This window comes from Proteus sp. CD3, from assembly GCF_008808075.1.
Lineage (GTDB): Bacteria > Pseudomonadota > Gammaproteobacteria > Enterobacterales > Enterobacteriaceae > Proteus > Proteus appendicitidis.
This window is the reverse complement of sequence record NZ_CP019686.1, coordinates 3,366,209-3,383,279: the sequence shown is the minus strand read 5'-3', so window position 1 is coordinate 3,383,279 and position 17,071 is coordinate 3,366,209. Positions and strand designations below refer to the sequence as shown.

At 39.1% G+C, this 17,071-nt stretch carries 11 protein-coding genes; 5 read left to right on the top strand and 6 right to left on the bottom strand.

The features are described 5' to 3' along the window. Nucleotides 1–58: 58 nt before the first annotated feature. The 3 genes from BTA34_RS15070 to iclR all read right to left on the bottom strand — a co-directional run bounded on the left by BTA34_RS15070 (nucleotide 59) and on the right by iclR (nucleotide 3,780). Nucleotides 59–700 (bottom strand): bifunctional 4-hydroxy-2-oxoglutarate aldolase/2-dehydro-3-deoxy-phosphogluconate aldolase, encoded by a 642-nt coding sequence (locus tag BTA34_RS15070; RefSeq protein WP_151436264.1) that lies wholly within the window; start codon nucleotides 698–700, stop codon nucleotides 59–61. Between the two features lie 77 nt (nucleotides 701–777). After that, the gene (edd, locus tag BTA34_RS15065) at nucleotides 778–2,634 is read right to left on the bottom strand and encodes a phosphogluconate dehydratase (RefSeq protein ID WP_151436263.1); all 1,857 of its coding nucleotides are present in this window, start codon (nucleotides 2,632–2,634) and stop codon (nucleotides 778–780) included. A 309-nt stretch (nucleotides 2,635–2,943) separates the two neighbouring features. Then, on the bottom strand, nucleotides 2,944–3,780 hold the full coding sequence (iclR, locus tag BTA34_RS15060) for a glyoxylate bypass operon transcriptional repressor IclR (RefSeq protein ID WP_151436262.1): 837 nt from the start codon (nucleotides 3,778–3,780) through the stop codon (nucleotides 2,944–2,946). 255 nt (nucleotides 3,781–4,035) lie between these two features. Here iclR and metH point away from each other — a divergent pair, with 255 nt between their 5' ends. Further along, nucleotides 4,036–7,713: a methionine synthase gene (metH, locus tag BTA34_RS15055; protein ID WP_151436261.1), complete on the top strand. Its 3,678-nt coding sequence runs from the start codon at nucleotides 4,036–4,038 to the stop codon at nucleotides 7,711–7,713. A gap of 133 nt (nucleotides 7,714–7,846) precedes the next feature. Beyond that, a complete protein-coding gene (locus BTA34_RS15050) occupies nucleotides 7,847–8,425 on the top strand; it encodes a hypothetical protein (RefSeq protein WP_265576111.1) in 579 nt (192 codons plus the stop codon). Between the two features lie 74 nt (nucleotides 8,426–8,499). On the opposite strand, the gene BTA34_RS15045 is transcribed toward BTA34_RS15050, so the two are convergent. Together BTA34_RS15045 and lysC are read right to left on the bottom strand one after the other, a co-directional pair. Next, entirely contained in the window at nucleotides 8,500–9,315 is an 816-nt protein-coding gene (locus BTA34_RS15045; RefSeq protein WP_151436259.1) for a hypothetical protein, read from the bottom strand. A gap of 134 nt (nucleotides 9,316–9,449) precedes the next feature. Next, on the bottom strand, nucleotides 9,450–10,829 hold the full coding sequence (lysC, locus tag BTA34_RS15040) for a lysine-sensitive aspartokinase 3 (protein ID WP_151436258.1): 1,380 nt from the start codon (nucleotides 10,827–10,829) through the stop codon (nucleotides 9,450–9,452). Between the two features lie 265 nt (nucleotides 10,830–11,094). Between lysC and pgi the strand changes: the two genes are divergently transcribed. The 3 genes from pgi (at nucleotide 11,095) to ubiA (ending at nucleotide 14,355) form a co-directional block, all read left to right on the top strand. Next, nucleotides 11,095–12,741, top strand: a complete 1,647-nt coding sequence (pgi, locus tag BTA34_RS15035; RefSeq protein ID WP_151436257.1) for a glucose-6-phosphate isomerase — start codon at nucleotides 11,095–11,097, stop codon at nucleotides 12,739–12,741. Between the two features lie 221 nt (nucleotides 12,742–12,962). Then, on the top strand, nucleotides 12,963–13,472 hold the full coding sequence (gene ubiC / locus BTA34_RS15030; protein ID WP_023583078.1) for a chorismate lyase: 510 nt from the start codon (nucleotides 12,963–12,965) through the stop codon (nucleotides 13,470–13,472). Between the two features lie 28 nt (nucleotides 13,473–13,500). Continuing rightward, nucleotides 13,501–14,355: a 4-hydroxybenzoate octaprenyltransferase gene (gene ubiA / locus BTA34_RS15025; RefSeq protein ID WP_151436256.1), complete on the top strand. Its 855-nt coding sequence runs from the start codon at nucleotides 13,501–13,503 to the stop codon at nucleotides 14,353–14,355. A 103-nt stretch (nucleotides 14,356–14,458) separates the two neighbouring features. Here ubiA and plsB read toward each other — a convergent pair whose 3' ends face one another. Then, nucleotides 14,459–16,942 carry a glycerol-3-phosphate 1-O-acyltransferase PlsB gene (plsB, locus tag BTA34_RS15020; protein ID WP_151436255.1) on the bottom strand — a complete coding sequence of 828 codons (2,484 nt, stop codon included), beginning with the start codon at nucleotides 16,940–16,942 and terminating at the stop codon, nucleotides 14,459–14,461. Nucleotides 16,943–17,071 lie beyond the last annotated feature (129 nt).

Sequence of the window (17,071 nt, the reverse complement as noted above, 5' to 3'; positions counted from 1 at the left end):
ATAGGTACAAGGGGATACCTACCTTTATTAGATAAAACCTATTTTTGTACTGAGATAATTAACGTTGAGTACCCGCAACAGCTTCTTTAGCTAATTCAGTAATACGTTGGAAATCACCTGCTTTCACTGCATCATTAGGCACCAACCAAGAACCACCAATACAAAGCACACTCTCAAGTGCAAGGTAATTACGGTAGTTTTCTGGCGAAATACCGCCAGTTGGGCAGAAACGGATGGTTGAGAATGGTCCTGCAATGGCTTTTAATGCCTTTACACCACCATTAGCTTCTGCGGGGAAAAATTTAAATTCATTTAAACCGTAGCTCATTCCCAGCATTAATTCAGAAACTGTTGAAATTCCTGGAATTAAAGGAATAGTTCCCGCAACGGCTGCTTTGAGTAATGCTTCGGTTAATCCTGGGCTAATAGCAAATTGAGCACCAGCTTCAGTAACTTGTGCTAATTGTTGAGGATTAATTACCGTACCCGCGCCCACAATGGCTTCAGGAACTTCTTTTGCAATACGGCGGATAGCCTCAATTGCACATTCTGTACGTAACGTCACTTCTAAAACTTTGACACCACCGGCGACTAACGCTTTTGCAACAGGGACTGCGTCATCAATATGGTTGATAACAATAACAGGAACAACAGGCCCTGATTTTAGTACAGACTCTGCACTTGTATTCCAATGATCCATGATTGTATTTCCTAATCAGAAAGTGGTGAGCAAATATATTTAATCTGCTCCTCGTTAAGCCTCAAAACTTGTCTACATTAAAAATCGATGCAACAAGCACCTTGTTCAGCACCTGATAAATGACGGCGTAAATTAACGAATAACTCACGACCACAGCCTGTATTGTTGGCACTTAAATCAGGGATTTTATCTTGGCGAGCATTTAATGTTTGCTCATCAACAAGCAACGTTAACTCACCTGTTTTACCATTAACACGAATGATATCACCATCACGCACTTTGGATAATAAGCCGCCATTTGCAGCCTCTGGTGTAACATGAATTGCGGCGGGAACTTTACCGGAGGCTCCTGAAAGTCTGCCATCTGTAACTAATGCGACTTTGTAGCCTTTATCCATTAACACTCCTAACGGCGGCATTAATTTGTGTAATTCAGGCATCCCATTGGCTTGTGGTCCTTGATAACGCACAACGACCACACAATCTTTATTTAACTCACCAGCTTCAAATTTAGCGGCAATATCATGTTGGCTATTAAAAACAACAGCTGGCGCTTCGATAATTTTATTCTCATCGGGTACCGCAGAGGTTTTCATTACCGCTCTACCTAAATTACCTTGCATCACTTGTGTACCACCATGTGATGAGAATGGCGTATTTATATCAGCAATCACATCTTTATCTAAAGAGCTTATCGCACCTTCACGCCAATCAAGTTTGCCGTCATTTAACCAAGGCTCTAAGGTATAGCGTTCAATACCAAATCCAGCCACCGTGTTTACATCACGATGAATTAAGCCTTTTTTCAGTAATTCACGAATAATGAGAGCAATTCCTCCAGCCGCTTGGAATTGGTTAATATCAGCAGGGCCATTAGGATAAATGCGAGCAATAAGTGGAACAACTTGCGAAAGTTCAGAGAAATCATCCCAATTAATAATAATACCTGCTGCACGAGCCATTGCGACTAAGTGCATAGTGAGGTTAGTGGAACCGCCTGTTGTTAACAGAGCAATAATGCCATTTACAATCACTTTCTCATCAACTAATTGCCCGATAGGAAGATAGTTACCCGAGTTTTCAGTGAGACGCACAATTTGGCTCGCGGCTGCGTCAGTCAATGCATCACGCAATGGCGTATTAGGATGCACAAAAGAAGATCCGGGTAAATGTAACCCCATTATTTCCATCACCATTTGGTTGGAATTCGCTGTGCCATAAAAGGTACAAGTTCCAATACTATGATAAGAAGCGGCTTCTGCTTCTAACAAGGCATTACGATCCACTTTACCTTCAGCATAAAGCTGGCGAATACGGACTTTTTCTTTATTGGGTAAACCGCTAGTCATAGGACCCGCAGGAACAAAAATAGCAGGAAGATGACCAAAAGAGAGTGCTGCCATCGCTAATCCGGGAACGATTTTATCGCAGATCCCTAAATAGAGCGCGCCATCAAACATATTATGGGATAAGCCAACTGCCGCTGACATTGCAATAACATCACGACTAAGGAGCGATAGCTCCATACCATCTTGTCCCTGAGTGACACCATCGCACATTGCAGGAACACCGCCTGCCACTTGTCCTACGGCACCAACAGCATGTAATGCTTTTTTAATTTTTTGAGGATAATCTTCATACGGTTGATGAGCCGACAACATATCATTGTAAGCAGTGATAATGGCAATATCATTATGAACCATATTTTTCAGGAGATTTTTATCGTCAGCCTGACAAGCTGCGAAACCATGAGCCAAATTACCGCAAGCCAATTGAGCACGATGTACTGTTTGACTTTTTGCGGCTTCAATTTTTTTCAGATAAGCACGACGTGTTGTTTGTGAACGAGCAATAATGCGTTCAGTCACCTGTTTTACTGTTTCGTTAAGGGGAACAACGTCGTTCTGAATTGGGTCATGATTTTTAGGGGTCATAATGATGCTTCCTTTAGTCACACAAGGGTGATGAGCGTTACTATTAGCTTTAAAAAAAGAGAATACTTAAACTCGCTATAGTATTTGTTACCGGTAACATTGTTACGGGTAACAAGCAGAGTTGCAATACTCTTGATGCACCATAAACAACATCTGTGATCAGCATCAATTTTTTGGGGTGAGAAATAACAGTTTTTTAATATTTAACGAAAATAAAGCATAAAAGCTGTCATTTTAAAAAGCTGAATCGGTTTAATTTTGGAGATACCTTCCTCATTATTTGCAATGAGGAAGGTGAAAAAGAGGGGATTAACTTTTTACGCCACCGTATTCACGGCTAATTTGTTTTGCTGCTTTTATCACCATGGCACCCAATTCAGTGATACGAGAATCCGTCATTCTAGAAACTGGGCCAGAAAGCGAAATCGCCGCAAAAGGCTGGTGGTGTTCATCATAAATACAAGCACCTATACAGCGTAAGCCCAAAGCATGCTCTTCATCATCGAAAGAAAAACCTTGTTTGCGAGCTTGCTCTAAGCTTTCTTTTAGGGAAGAGGGAAGTGTTCGGGTGTGAGGTGTATAAGCCATTAAGCCTTTTTTCTGGAGCAAAGGCAGTAATTTATTTTCTGGTAAAGTAGAAAGAAACGCTTTACCTGCGCCCGATGCATGCATCGGTAATTTGCCGCCAATAGGTGCGGACATTCTCATTAACGCATTACATTGCACTTGATCGACAATTACCGCATCAAATTCAATTTGGTCAAGAATTGCCAGATTAACGGTTTCACCCGAGTCTTCCATCAACTGACGTAAAATAGGATGCACCATTACCAAAAGATTGCGGGTTTGTAGAAAACTACTGCCAACAATAAAGGCGTGTGTTCCTACCACCCATAATCCTAAATCTCCGACTTGGCGAACAAAACCATGCTGTTGAAGTGTCGTGAGTAGGCGGTGTGTTGTGGAATTGGGTAACCCAGCTTGGAAGGCGAGATCAGTTAGAGCGATCCCCCCCGGAGATTCGGAAATATATTCCAATAATGTCAGCCCACGACTTAATGACTGAACTGGACCTCCTTGTGCAGTGCTTTGAGTGGCAGTTGTTTTTGTCTTACGTACTTTTTTATTTGTAGGGGAAACTGTCATGCATACACTCCAGAAATGCTATCCATAATAATATCTATTATGAACTATCTCGTATAATAAAACTCCTCCGATCACTACATTTTTCAAAACAAAATATGTGATAAAAAATATTTATCAAGAGTGTTTATCACTGAGTGAAAATCTCTCATCTTCGTCTTAGAAATCTTTGTAAAAAGGTATGGTAGGATAAAAAAGCAACGAAATAACAATAAAGAAAAAACAGCACAAAAGCATTCTCAATTGAGAGGAAACAACGTGGCAAACATAAAACAACAACTGGTAGAAGCATTAGGAAAACGTATCTTAGTACTTGATGGCGCAATGGGGACGATGATCCAGCAATATCAACTTACAGAAATCGATTATCGTGGTGAGCGTTTTGCTCATTGGGATTGTGATGTTAAAGGAAATAATGACCTTTTAGTCTTAACACAACCCCAGATCATTGCAGATATACATGATGCTTATTTTCAAGCTGGCGCTGATATTGTTGAAACCAACACCTTTAACTCGACATCTATCGCGATGGCTGATTATCACATGGAGTCACTCTGTTTTGAGCTAAACGAAGAAGCCGCAAAATTAGCCAAAGCCAGTGCCGATAAATGGAGTGCTTTAACACCGGATAAACCTCGTTATGTTGCAGGTGTTTTAGGGCCAACCAACAGAACGGCATCTATCTCTCCTGATGTTAATGATCCTGCCTTTCGTAATGTTTCATTTGATAAGCTGGTGGAAGCCTATCGAGAAGCAACGCGTGGATTAATTAAAGGTGGTGTTGATTTAATTATGGTCGAAACTATTTTCGACACACTAAACGCGAAAGCGGCTATTTTTGCCATTAAATGTGAGTTTGAATCGCTCAATATTGAATTACCTGTGATGATCTCTGGCACCATTACAGATGCTTCAGGAAGAACCCTAACGGGTCAAACAACAGAAGCTTTTTACCACTCTTTACGTCATGCGGATGCGCTCTCATTTGGTTTAAACTGCGCATTAGGCCCTAAAGAATTACGCCAATATATTCAAACACTTTCACAAATTTCTGAAACTTATGTCAGTGCTCATCCTAATGCGGGTTTGCCTAACGCCTTTGGAGGCTATGATTTAGATGCCCAAGAAATGGCTGAGCAAATTAAAGAGTGGGCGCAAGCCGGTTTTCTTAATATTGTCGGTGGGTGTTGCGGAACAACACCTGAGCATATTCTCGCCATTTCACAAGCGGTAGAAGGTATTGCGCCAAGAGTATTACCTTCCTTGAAGAAAGCATGTCGTCTTTCCGGTCTTGAACCATTAGTTATTGATGAGAATTCACTGTTTGTGAATGTGGGTGAACGAACTAATGTCACAGGTTCTGCTAAATTTAAGCGTTTGATAAAAGAAGGTAATTATCAAGAAGCGTTAGATGTTGCCCGTCAGCAAGTTGAAAATGGCGCTCAAATCATTGATATCAATATGGATGAAGGCATGTTAGATGCTGTCGAAGCCATGACACGTTTTCTTAACCTTATTGCTGGCGAGCCTGATATTGCTAAAGTTCCGGTGATGATTGATTCCTCTAAATGGGAAGTGATTGAAGAGGGGCTAAAATGTATTCAAGGCAAAGGCATTGTTAACTCCATTTCAATGAAAGAAGGAGAAATCCCTTTTCTTGAACACGCTAAATTGGTGCGTAAATACGGTGCTGCTGTTGTTGTTATGGCATTTGATGAAGTCGGGCAAGCAGATACTAGAGAGCGCAAAATTGAAATTTGTCGCCGAGCGTATCAGTTATTAACCGAGCAAGCGGGTTTTCCTCCAGAAGATATTATTTTTGATCCTAATATATTCGCTGTCGCCACAGGTATTGCAGAGCATAATAATTATGCAGTTGATTTTATTGAAGTTTGTGCGGATATTAAATCTCAACTACCTTATGCCTTAATTTCTGGTGGGGTATCTAACGTTTCATTCTCATTTAGAGGTAACGATCCTGTTCGTGAAGCCATTCACTCTGTTTTTCTTTATTACGCAGTAAAAAATGGTATGGATATGGGGATTGTTAATGCGGGGCAACTTGCCATTTACGATTCTCTACCTGATGAACTGCGTAATGCAGTCGAAGATGTGATATTAAACCGCCATGAAGAGAGTACAGATAATTTATTAGCAGTGGCAGAGCGCTATCGTGGCACTAAAGGTGATGAGCAAAATCATCAGTTGGCAGAATGGCGACAATGGAATGTTGAGAAACGTCTAGAGTACGCTTTAGTGAAGGGGATCACGGAGTTTATTGTTGAAGATACCGAAGCTTGTCGTCAACAAGCATCAAGCCCTATTGAAGTGATTGAAGGGCCATTGATGAATGGCATGAATACTGTTGGCGATTTGTTTGGTGAAGGAAAAATGTTTTTGCCTCAAGTGGTGAAATCAGCAAGAGTGATGAAACAAGCCGTTGCTTATCTGGAGCCTTATATTCAGGCATCTAAACAAGCGGGTAGCTCAGCAGGTAAAATCTTACTGGCTACGGTAAAAGGAGATGTTCACGATATTGGCAAAAATATTGTCGGCGTTGTTTTGCAATGTAACAACTATGAGATCATCGATCTGGGGGTGATGGTTCCCTGCGATAAGATCCTACAAACAGCGATTGATGAAAAAGTCGATATTATTGGGCTTTCAGGGCTGATCACGCCTTCACTTGATGAGATGGTGAATGTTGCCAAAGAGATGGAAAGGCGCGGTTTTTCTTTACCATTAATGATTGGTGGAGCAACAACGTCCAAAGCGCATACTGCAGTAAAAATAGAACCCAATTATAGTCATCCTACTGTTTATGTTCAAAATGCATCAAGAACCGTAGGTGTTGTTGCTGCACTATTATCTGAAACACAACAAGCTGATTTTGTTGCTAAAACACGTCGTGAATATGAAGTAGTACGTCAGCAATACGCCAGAAAAAAACCGCGTACACCGCCTGTTTCTTTAGAGGTTGCGCGAAAAAATGCGCTACAAATTGATTGGCAAAATTACACACCACCAAAACCCAACCAATTAGGCGTGCAGGAGATCACTGCAAGTATTGAAACCTTACGTGAATATATCGATTGGACGCCTTTCTTTATGACGTGGTCTTTAGCGGGGAAATATCCGCGTATTTTAGAAGATGATGTAGTCGGTGAAGAGGCAAGACGTGTATTTGCCGATGCAAATGCGATGCTGGACAAATTAAGCCGTGAAAAATTATTAACGCCTAAAGGAATTGTCGGGATATTCCCCGCTAATCGTCTGGGTGATGATATTGTGATTTATCAAGATGAAAGCCGACAACATGAATCATTACACAGTTGCCATTTGCGTCAGCAAACAGAGAAAAATGATTTTCCTAATTACTGCTTAGCTGATTTTATTGCTCCTGTTGAAAGTGGTGTTGCTGACTATTTTGGTGCTTTTGCCGTTACGGGAGGATTAGAAGAGGATACTCTCGCGAATACTTATGATAATGCCCATGATGACTACAATAAAATCATGGTAAAAGCGCTGTCAGATAGATTAGCAGAGGCTTTTGCTGAATATCTTCATCAGCGGGTTAGAACTCAAATTTGGGGTTATAGCCCTGATGAAAACCTCTCCAATGACGAGCTTATTCGAGAAAAATATCAAGGAACGCGACCTGCACCGGGGTATCCTGCCTGCCCTGAGCACACAGAAAAAGCCAAAATTTGGCAATTACTTGATGTTGAAAATCGTATTGGAATGAAACTGACCGATGCGTATGCCATGTGGCCTGGTGCTTCAGTATCGGGTTGGTATTTTAGTCATCCTGATAGTAAATATTTCGCTGTTGCTCAAATTCAAAAAGATCAGGTTGAAGATTATGCAAAACGTCGAGAAATGAGCGTGAGTGAAGTTGAACGTTGGTTAGCGCCTAATTTAGGGTATGAGTCTTAGTTTATTTTTGTTTTCAGATCTCAATAATGTAATAAATAGTGAGGGGATAGCAATATCTCCTTGTTATTTCCTCTAGCCGTTCCCATTAAAGATGTTTAAGCTATAAACCTGTATCAGAAAAAAGGACATTACAATGAGCTATACTTTGTACCTTCAGAAAACACCACCTGCTGGCGCTGAGGTGCCGTTTCCTTCTTTAGCAAAAGGAAATTATCCATTAAGTGAAGTTTTAATTAATGCTTTTTTAAATCTGATGCAACTAACAGGAAACTTAGATACTGATGCTGTTTTAGATGAAAAAGCATTTGATAAAATTTGGCTAAAAGCAGAAATGACGCCTGCACGAATCGAAGAAGTCGGGGACTATATTTATCATAAAACTCCGACTTCCCCAGAGCCTGTTGAAGAAGAAATAGCATTATTTAAACAGGCAATGAAAGAAGAAGAAGCGTTGCTTGCTCAAGAGAGTAAAAAAGAAGGGAATATCCCTATTCATAAATTTGCTACTAATGATGGTTGGATTGTCACGCCGAAAGAGTGTGAGATTATTGCTTCGACACTGACCGCTAAACAGCTAGAAGATAACCGCGTTTTTGTCGAAAAAATTGCGAAGATGTCTCATTTATCGCATAAGACTTTAGAGGTTGCCTTAATTGATTTCGGTAAATTTAATCAATTTGCGAAAAAATATAACGGTTATCGGGTGTATTAAATTATTAAGAAATAGGCTTCTAAAAAAGAAGCCTATTAGAAAATTTTAATTTTGTTTTATTTAAAATTAAAGGGTTAATTAATTTGTAAGTTCATTTCTTTTAATTTACCTACATGATGATCTACCATTTTTAAAATTTCACCATCAGATAATTTAAAATCTTTGTCGCTAAGTATATCTAATTCATTTTTATATCTGTGAGTGATATTATTTGTGCTTTCAATAAATTTATCTAGATTATTATCATATTGTTGAAGTTCTTTTATATACTGTCTAAGTTCAGTTGAACCCATTTCTTTTTCATTATTAATTTTATGGTTATTTATTTTTTCAAGAATTTCTGATTTATATTTGTTATATTCATTTATTTTTTCAGTGATGTTTTTATCATCAATGTTTTCAATTTCTTTTGTTATTGCCTGAAAGCATTGGTAATGTGCATCAATGATTTCTTTTAATTTCTCATTGGATCCTTTTATTTTATTAAATAGAGATTCTTTGTTTTTAAAAATAATTTCTTTTTTACTTATTTCACTTTCTTGACTTGTTTTTTTTATCTGTTCTTTTTCAAGCGTATTTAATAGAGTATTGTATTTTTTTATTACATTAATATCTTTATTTTTGCAAAGATTATTTATTTTCATTATTGATTCAATACATTGTTGATCTAATGACTTATTGTTTTTTACCTTATGAGCAGGGTTCTTTTCTAGCTCAAATTTTTTTACAATAGAAATTGTATTTTTCTCTACTGTTGTATAAATTTCATTTGAGTTTTTAACCAAGGAAAGCTGATATTTTATTTCTTTTAAAGTATTATCTGCGTTGGCGGATGTTATTTCTTTTGCACTATTTTTAATAAAATTACAAATATTACCATAAATTATCATTTTTATTACTCCATTAATAAAGTTAGATTTTAATTCTAATTGTTATTCAATGAAGTTCTTTAAAGCTTACACCATTTCAATAATAAAGGTTGAATTTTGAGAGAGATAAACGTTATCTCTCTCAATATGGTTATTTAAAACAACGTATCATGCAATTTACGCACAATATTATCTGCATCTTTGCCATTAACTAATAAACATAAATTATGCGTACTTGCTCCATGGCTTATCATACGAATATTGTAATTTTCTAATGCGCCAAAAATTTTACTGCCTAAACCATTAATTTGTGAAAGTGAATTACCAATCACGGCAACTAATGCCAGATCTTCTTCTACTTCAACACGACATAATGCAGAAAGCTCGGTTAATAAGGCATTTGTTAAGAGACTGCCTGATGAATTTGTTGTACCTGTTGTATCAAGGGTTAAAGCAATACTGACTTCAGAGGTTGTTATCACATCAACGGAAATATGATGGCGTGATAAAATAGTGAAAATTTCAGCTAAGAAGCCACGCGCATGAAGCATTTTTAGGCTATGTAATGTGAGCAACGTTTGCTTTCTACGTAATGCAATCGCACGGAATACCGGCGGATTTTCTGTTTGAGCGCAAACTAAAGTGCCCCCTTCTTCGGGTGCTTTGCTGGAGCCAACAAACACAGGAATACCACTACGTACAGCGGGTAATAATGTGGCTGGGTGTAATATTTTAGCGCCAAAAGTGGCCATTTCAGCCGCTTCATTAAAGGCGATTTGATCAATACGATGTGCCTCTGGCACTATTCTTGGATCGGTACTGTAAATGCCAGGTACATCCGTCCAAATATCCACACGAGACATTTCGAGTGCTTCACCAATAAGTGCAGCCGTATAGTCACTACCACCACGACCGAGAGTTGTGGTTCTCCCTTTAGGCTCTTGACCAATAAAACCTTGAGTGACAATAACGGTTTCTTCTAGACGAGGTTGGATCAGGCTTTTTGTAAGCTCGGTAAGCTGCGCCATATCGGGTTCAGCATGACAAAATAGATCATTGGTTTTCATCACTTTTCTGACATCAAACCAATCTGCCTGTATGCCTTTTTCACGTAATAATTCAACAAATAGCAAGGTTGACATTAATTCACCGTGACTGACTAATTCGTCTGTCAATGCATCAGATGTGGCAAGTGAAGCTGCTTCAGAGAGCATCTCAATATTCTCAAGCAGGCGATTTATTTCTTGAGAAATAATTTCTGGCTGAGAAAGCTGGTTGATAATTGCATACTCAATATCACGAACTTGTGAGAGTAAAGCTTCCCGTTGTGAAGGCTCTGTACCTGCTGCAAGCTCAATTAATAAATTAGTAATGCCAGCAGATGCTGAAAGAACCACGACACGAACTGACTTTTGTTTCAGGATAATATCTGCGCATTTTTCCATTGCTGAAAAGTTAGCAACACTGGTGCCACCAAATTTAGCGATAGTGTATGGCGATGATGCAGATGAAGGCGTAGCAGTATTATCAGTCATTGTCGTATTCCTTTAGGCAAAAATGAGATGTTGGACACACTTAGGAATATCGGTTATTAAGTAGAGAGTCAATGCAGAGTGAAGAATAATCAATTTAATTAATAATCAGCTCCACATTATCGGTTTTACCTATGTAAGTAATTAGTACTAGATTTGTTGAATGGTTTTGACCAATATCATCAAATGAGAAAGAATTGACTGTAACTATTAAATGTCAGGCTACAATCTGAGAATATTGGATTGTAATCTTAAGAGAGTATTGTGAATGAAAAATGTAAACCCAACCCAAACCCTAGCCTGGAAGGCATTAGAAAACCATTTCTCGGTTATCAAAAATACCGAGATGAAAACACTGTTTGCTCAGGAACCATCACGCTTTGAGCAATTTTCAAAAACGTTTTCAGACCAAATTCTAGTGGATTTTTCAAAAAACCGTATTACGAAAGAAACATTAGAGAAATTGCAGGCTTTGGCTAAGGAATGTGACGTTAAAGGTGCGATAAATAGCATGTTTGCGGGTGAGAAAATCAACCGCACTGAAGATCGTGCTGTATTGCATACTGCATTACGTAATCGTAGCAATACTCCTGTCATCGTTGATGGCAAAGATGTTATGCCTGAAGTTAATGCTGTACTGAATAAAATGAAAACATTCAGTGAGCGCATTATTAGTGGTGAATGGAAAGGTTATACAGGCAAAGCAATTACTGATGTTGTAAATATTGGTATCGGTGGTTCTGATCTTGGTCCTTATATGGTGACAGAAGCATTACGTCCATATAAAAACCATCTTACTATGCATTTTGTTTCTAATGTTGATGGTACGCATATCGCAGAAACACTGAAAAAATGTGATCCTGAAACGACGCTATTCCTTATTGCATCAAAAACCTTTACCACACAAGAAACCATGACAAATGCACACTCAGCAAGAGATTGGTTCTTAGCCTCTGCTAAAGAAAGTGCATTTGTCGCTAAACACTTTGTGGCGTTATCCACAAACAGTACAGAAGTAGCTAAATTTGGTATTGATACTGCCAATATGTTTGAATTCTGGGATTGGGTTGGTGGTCGTTATTCATTATGGTCAGCAATTGGTTTATCTATCGCATTATCTGTTGGTTATGACAATTTTGAGCAATTGCTGGAAGGCGCTCATGCAATGGATAATCACTTTAGAACAACCGATGCTGAAAATAACATCCCAATGATCCTCGCTCTGATTGGCATTTGGTATAACAATTTTTTTGGTACAGAAACTGAAGCGATTCTGCCATACGATCAATACATGCATCGTTTTGCGGCTTACTTCCAACAAGGCAATATGGAATCGAATGGTAAGTATATTGATCGTGATGGAAACAAAGTGAGTTATCAAACGGGTCCTATCATTTGGGGCGAGCCGGGTACAAACGGCCAACATGCGTTTTACCAACTGATCCACCAAGGTACAAAAATTATCCCTTGTGATTTCATTGCACCTGCAATTAGCCATAATCCACTATCTGATCATCATGCAAAATTGATGTCTAACTTCTTTGCACAAACCGAAGCCCTCGCTTTTGGTAAAACCCGTGAGCAAGTTGATGCGGAATTTGCCGCAGCAGGGAAAGATCCTAAAACCATGGGATATGTTGCACCTTTCAAAGTATTCGAAGGTAACCGCCCAACTAACTCTATTTTGTTAAAAGAAATTACGCCTTATTCATTAGGTGCATTGATCGCAATGTATGAACATAAAATCTTTGTACAAGGTGTTATTTTCAATATCTTCACCTTTGACCAATGGGGTGTTGAATTAGGCAAACAACTGGCTAATCGTATTCTTCCTGAATTAAAAGGTAAGGAAAGTGTTAACAGCCATGATAGCTCAACAAATAATCTGATTAATCGTTATAAAGCATGGCGTTAATCGAATAAACTGAATATAAGTAGTTGGTTAGATAGAAAGGAGGTTTTTATGACCTCCTTTGTTTTTTGATTGTTTAGTGCTCCATCTGATTTTCTTTTAACGCTTTTTTAGATTATTTATGCGAAATGTTATCAGCTTTTAACTTCCCTTAGTCACATCATGATATCCTTATGCATCATGACTCACACTAGTTAGGATCATCAAAGCGTGATGATGAATAAATGTTCAAAAAATCAATAATTACCCCTGCACCTATCCATTGGCTACCCAGTGAGGAACATGCAAGTATTCAAGAAAGTACATTAAGTTGGTTAATGGAATTAGGCTCCATGACAAGGCGATTTGAACAATATTGCCAAAAAGTCACTGTAATGCCTTATCAAGAAGGATTTATTGACATTATTGAACCCGCTGACGAAAGAGCGTGTTTACCCAAAAGTCAGCGTTATTGGTTAAGAGAAGTGGTATTGTGTGGTGACGATATTCCTTGGTTATTAGGGCGGACGTTAGTACCAGAAGAGACATTGACAGGCGAAGACAGAAAACTGGTCAATCTAAGAACCGTTCCACTTGGGCGTTATCTGTTTCAGGAAACAACTTTAAGCCGTGATTTTATTCATATCGGGCAACAAAATGGGTATTGGCTACGCCGTTCTCGTTTCCAGCTTTCAGATAAACCTTTATTATTAACCGAGATGTTTCTACCGGCATCACCAGTGTATGAGAAGTAATTAGGGGGAGCTAAAATTGGAGGGAAGTATGACGCAAAGTAAATGGCAAGCATATAGCCGTTTAATGCGTATAGATAAACCTATCGGAGCGCTATTATTACTTTGGCCAACTTATTGGGCTTTATGGATTGCCGCTAAAGGTTTTCCTGATTGGCATATTCTGATTGTCTTTACTATTGGCGTGTTCTCTATGCGTGCCGCTGGGTGTGTAATAAACGACTTTGCTGACCGGAAAATTGATGGCAGTGTTGAACGAACTAAAAATCGACCATTACCTAGTGGGGCTGTGACAGAAAAAGAGAGCAAAATTCTATTTATCGTTTTGGTACTCTTGTCCTTTGCATTAGTTTTAACACTTAATACTATGACTATTTGGCTCTCTGTGGCAGGGCTTGCACTGGCGTGGTTTTATCCTTTCGTTAAACGGTTTAGTAATTTACCCCAGCTTATTTTAGGTATGGCTTTTGGCTGGTCAATCCCGATGGGATTTGCTGCCGTTTCTGAAAGTTTGCCATTAGTGTGTTGGCTATTATTCCTTGTTAATATTGTCTGGTCTGTGGTTTACGATACACAATATGCCATGGTTGATCGTAATGATGATATAAAAATTGGGGTTAAATCTACCGCCATTTTATTCGGCCGTTATGACAAAATTATTATCGGTATTTTACAACTGGTGATGTTGGCATTATTAGTGGGTATCGGTATTTTGCTGAGTCTGAAAGGTATCTACTACTGGTCGCTATTGTTAGTCACAGCGCTGTTTATTTATCAGCAGAAACTTATTGCAGAGCGTGAAAGAGCGCCGTGTTTCCAAGCTTTTATGAATAATAACTATGTTGGTTTTGTTTTATTTGCGGGCATTTTATTTAGTTATTTTTAACAGATCATAAGTGCTAAATAGTTCTCTACGATTGAGTAGAAACAAAAAGGGATAAGCAATACGCTTATCCCTTTTCTATTTCAGCCATGGCTCTATTTACTGATTATTCATCAGCTTTTGGCTCACTTTTTTCGTCAATCGTTTGTGCTGAATTGTTATCTTCAGTGATCCCCACGCTTTCAATGGTTAAGCGAATTTCTGGTGACATTAATTTTGCAATCACTTGGTAAAGGGCAGAAGCATCTGCTTTTAGAATATCTTCATTATCATTGAGATACCCTTCTTCACGTAGCGTTGAAACTAAAGTAGAGAACACCGCTTTATCAAAGAACTCAGGCGCGTTGATACCATGCAGGACTGAAAGACGTTGTGCCAAGATACGGCTCTCTTTTTCCAATAATGCACGGCTAATTTCAGGGGCAAAATTGAGTAAAGAGAGTGTAATACCATAGCGCTGTAATGTTTCTCTGACACTGGCAGCTAAAAGCTGTAATGGGCGAATACGTGCTGGGTTGATACGCAGTAAGCCATCACTATCACAACAAATCAGGCGCTGGCGGCACAATTCTGCAATCAACGTATTAATGACTTCAGGGAGTTCTTCTTTCTCATAACGAATAAATAGTTCTGCTTTAATAAGAGGGAAGATTAGCTCAACTTGTTTCATTAAATCATCACGATGAATTTTTTCATGATGTAAGATGATGCTGGCAATTAATGATGGAGTGACCATTAAGTGGATTGTGTTATTACGGTAATAAGTCATTAATACCGCGCTTTCACGAGGAAGCACCACAATATCACCCAGACTGTCTTTTTCGACTTGGAATTTATCTGATTGTAAAGCGTGTTCTAATAAGGCTTCAGCATTTTTATCAGACACAATCATATCTGCCGAATAAGGCACATTGCGTAATAATTGCAGATAACAATCTACTTGCTCTAACAGTTGCTCTCTTGTGAGTGCGCGCTGGCGTGATGCCAACAAGGCTGTTGAAACAAGGTTGATCGCATTAATTGATGCTGCATTATTGATATGAACCATAATGTTATCAGCGAGGGTGCTTACTGCTGGGTTTAACCAACTTGGGCGTTGTGGCTCAATGGGATCAATATCATCACGCCATTGTGGCACAGCCTGATTTAAATATTGTACAACAGAAATCGGCTCACCAAAGTTCACATAGCCTTGACCAAGGTTACGTAATTTACGTAATCCTCTGACCATCTGCATAAGGCCTTCTTTCTCTTTTGTTGCTCCGCGTAATTCTTTGGCATAGGTTGCCACTTCCATTACGTGCTCATACCCAATATAAATTGGAACAACAGAAATAGGGCGTGTTTCACCGCGTAACATGGCTTGTACCGTCATTGAAAGCGTTCCTGTTTTAGGATCTAACAATCGACCTGTACGAGAGCGTCCACCTTCAACGAAATATTCAATGGAATAGCCTCGTGTAAATAGCTCACCTAAATATTCGCGGAAAATAGTGGAGTAAAGCTTGTTACCCTTAAAGGTTCTTCGGATAAAGAAAGCCCCTAAACGGCGGAAAATCGGACCTGCTGGCCAGAAATTAAGGTTAATCCCTGCCGCAATATGTGGTGGTACTAAACCTTGGTGATAAAGCACATAAGAAAGCAGCAAGTAGTCCATGTGGCTACGGTGGCAAGGAACATAAACTATTTCATGCCCATCTTGCGCGAGTTTGCGCACGCGTTCGGCATTATAAACGTTGATACCTTGGTAGAGCTTATTCCATGTCCAACTTAATACGCGATCACTCATACGCACCGCTTCATATGAGAAATTAGCTGCAATTTCTTCCATGATATCAGTGGCATTTTTACGCGCTTTATCCAGTGAGATTTTCTTCGCTTTTGATTCATCTTCAATTGCTTTTTCAATGGCTTTCGATGAAAGCAATTTATTGAAGAGATCTTGGCGTGCTGGCAATTTAGGGCCAACTGCCGCTAAACGCTGACGTGAAAAGTGGATACGCGCAACGCGAGCGAGTTTTCGAGCTATACTGGTGTCAGTGCCGTGTTCGTTCGCCATTTCACGCATTGATACAGTGGGTGAAAAACGAACAAAACTATCACGACCTAACCAGAGGATAGCGATAAATTTTTGGATACCATTAAGCACACGTAAATGTGGAACACCATTATGGCCTTCACGACCTGGAGAGCGTCCAAACATCACAGAAACTGGCAACATCTCGATATCAAGATGTGGGTTATTACGATGTGCATCAAGATAAGCGTGGAATGTCTTCACGGAATCTTTTCGAGGATCGGGCGAGTAGTAACGGAATACTCTTGGACCGTCATCAATAAAGACGTATGCAGGAAGTTTTGTTCCGCCTATTTCAATAGGTTGCAGTGGATCTGGCAATCCTAATGATAGACATTGCTGCCTTAAAGTCAGTAAGTCCGCCTTGGAATGATAAGGCAGAACATAAAGAAAAGATCGCGACGTATCTAATCCTAATTCTGTGATAGGGTTAGTCGGAACTCGTTTGCTTTTTACCAGTAATTTTAGTGGTAAATTCAATGTGTTATAATATAGTTTACGCCAAGCTGACATAAATAGTTGTAGCCTCTTATTAGCAATACTTCGAAAGCATAACAGAAAGTCTTTCGTAGATCTGTGGTGCTGTGACAATATTAATAGAGAAAAGTGGCAAAATAATCGTTTGTTTTCGATAGAGTTTAT

Coding starts and splice junctions, on each gene's coding strand:
- BTA34_RS15070 (WP_151436264.1), bottom strand. CDS start 700: ATGGATCATTGGAATACAAGTGCAGAGTCTGTACTAAAATCAGGGCCT.
- edd (WP_151436263.1), bottom strand. CDS start 2,634: ATGACCCCTAAAAATCATGACCCAATTCAGAACGACGTTGTTCCCCTT.
- iclR (WP_151436262.1), bottom strand. CDS start 3,780: ATGACAGTTTCCCCTACAAATAAAAAAGTACGTAAGACAAAAACAACT.
- BTA34_RS15050 (WP_265576111.1), top strand. CDS start 7,847: ATGAGCTATACTTTGTACCTTCAGAAAACACCACCTGCTGGCGCTGAG.
- BTA34_RS15045 (WP_151436259.1), bottom strand. CDS start 9,315: ATGATAATTTATGGTAATATTTGTAATTTTATTAAAAATAGTGCAAAA.
- lysC (WP_151436258.1), bottom strand. CDS start 10,829: ATGACTGATAATACTGCTACGCCTTCATCTGCATCATCGCCATACACT.
- pgi (WP_151436257.1), top strand. CDS start 11,095: ATGAAAAATGTAAACCCAACCCAAACCCTAGCCTGGAAGGCATTAGAA.
- ubiC (WP_023583078.1), top strand. CDS start 12,963: ATGTTCAAAAAATCAATAATTACCCCTGCACCTATCCATTGGCTACCC.
- ubiA (WP_151436256.1), top strand. CDS start 13,501: ATGACGCAAAGTAAATGGCAAGCATATAGCCGTTTAATGCGTATAGAT.
- plsB (WP_151436255.1), bottom strand. CDS start 16,942: ATGTCAGCTTGGCGTAAACTATATTATAACACATTGAATTTACCACTA.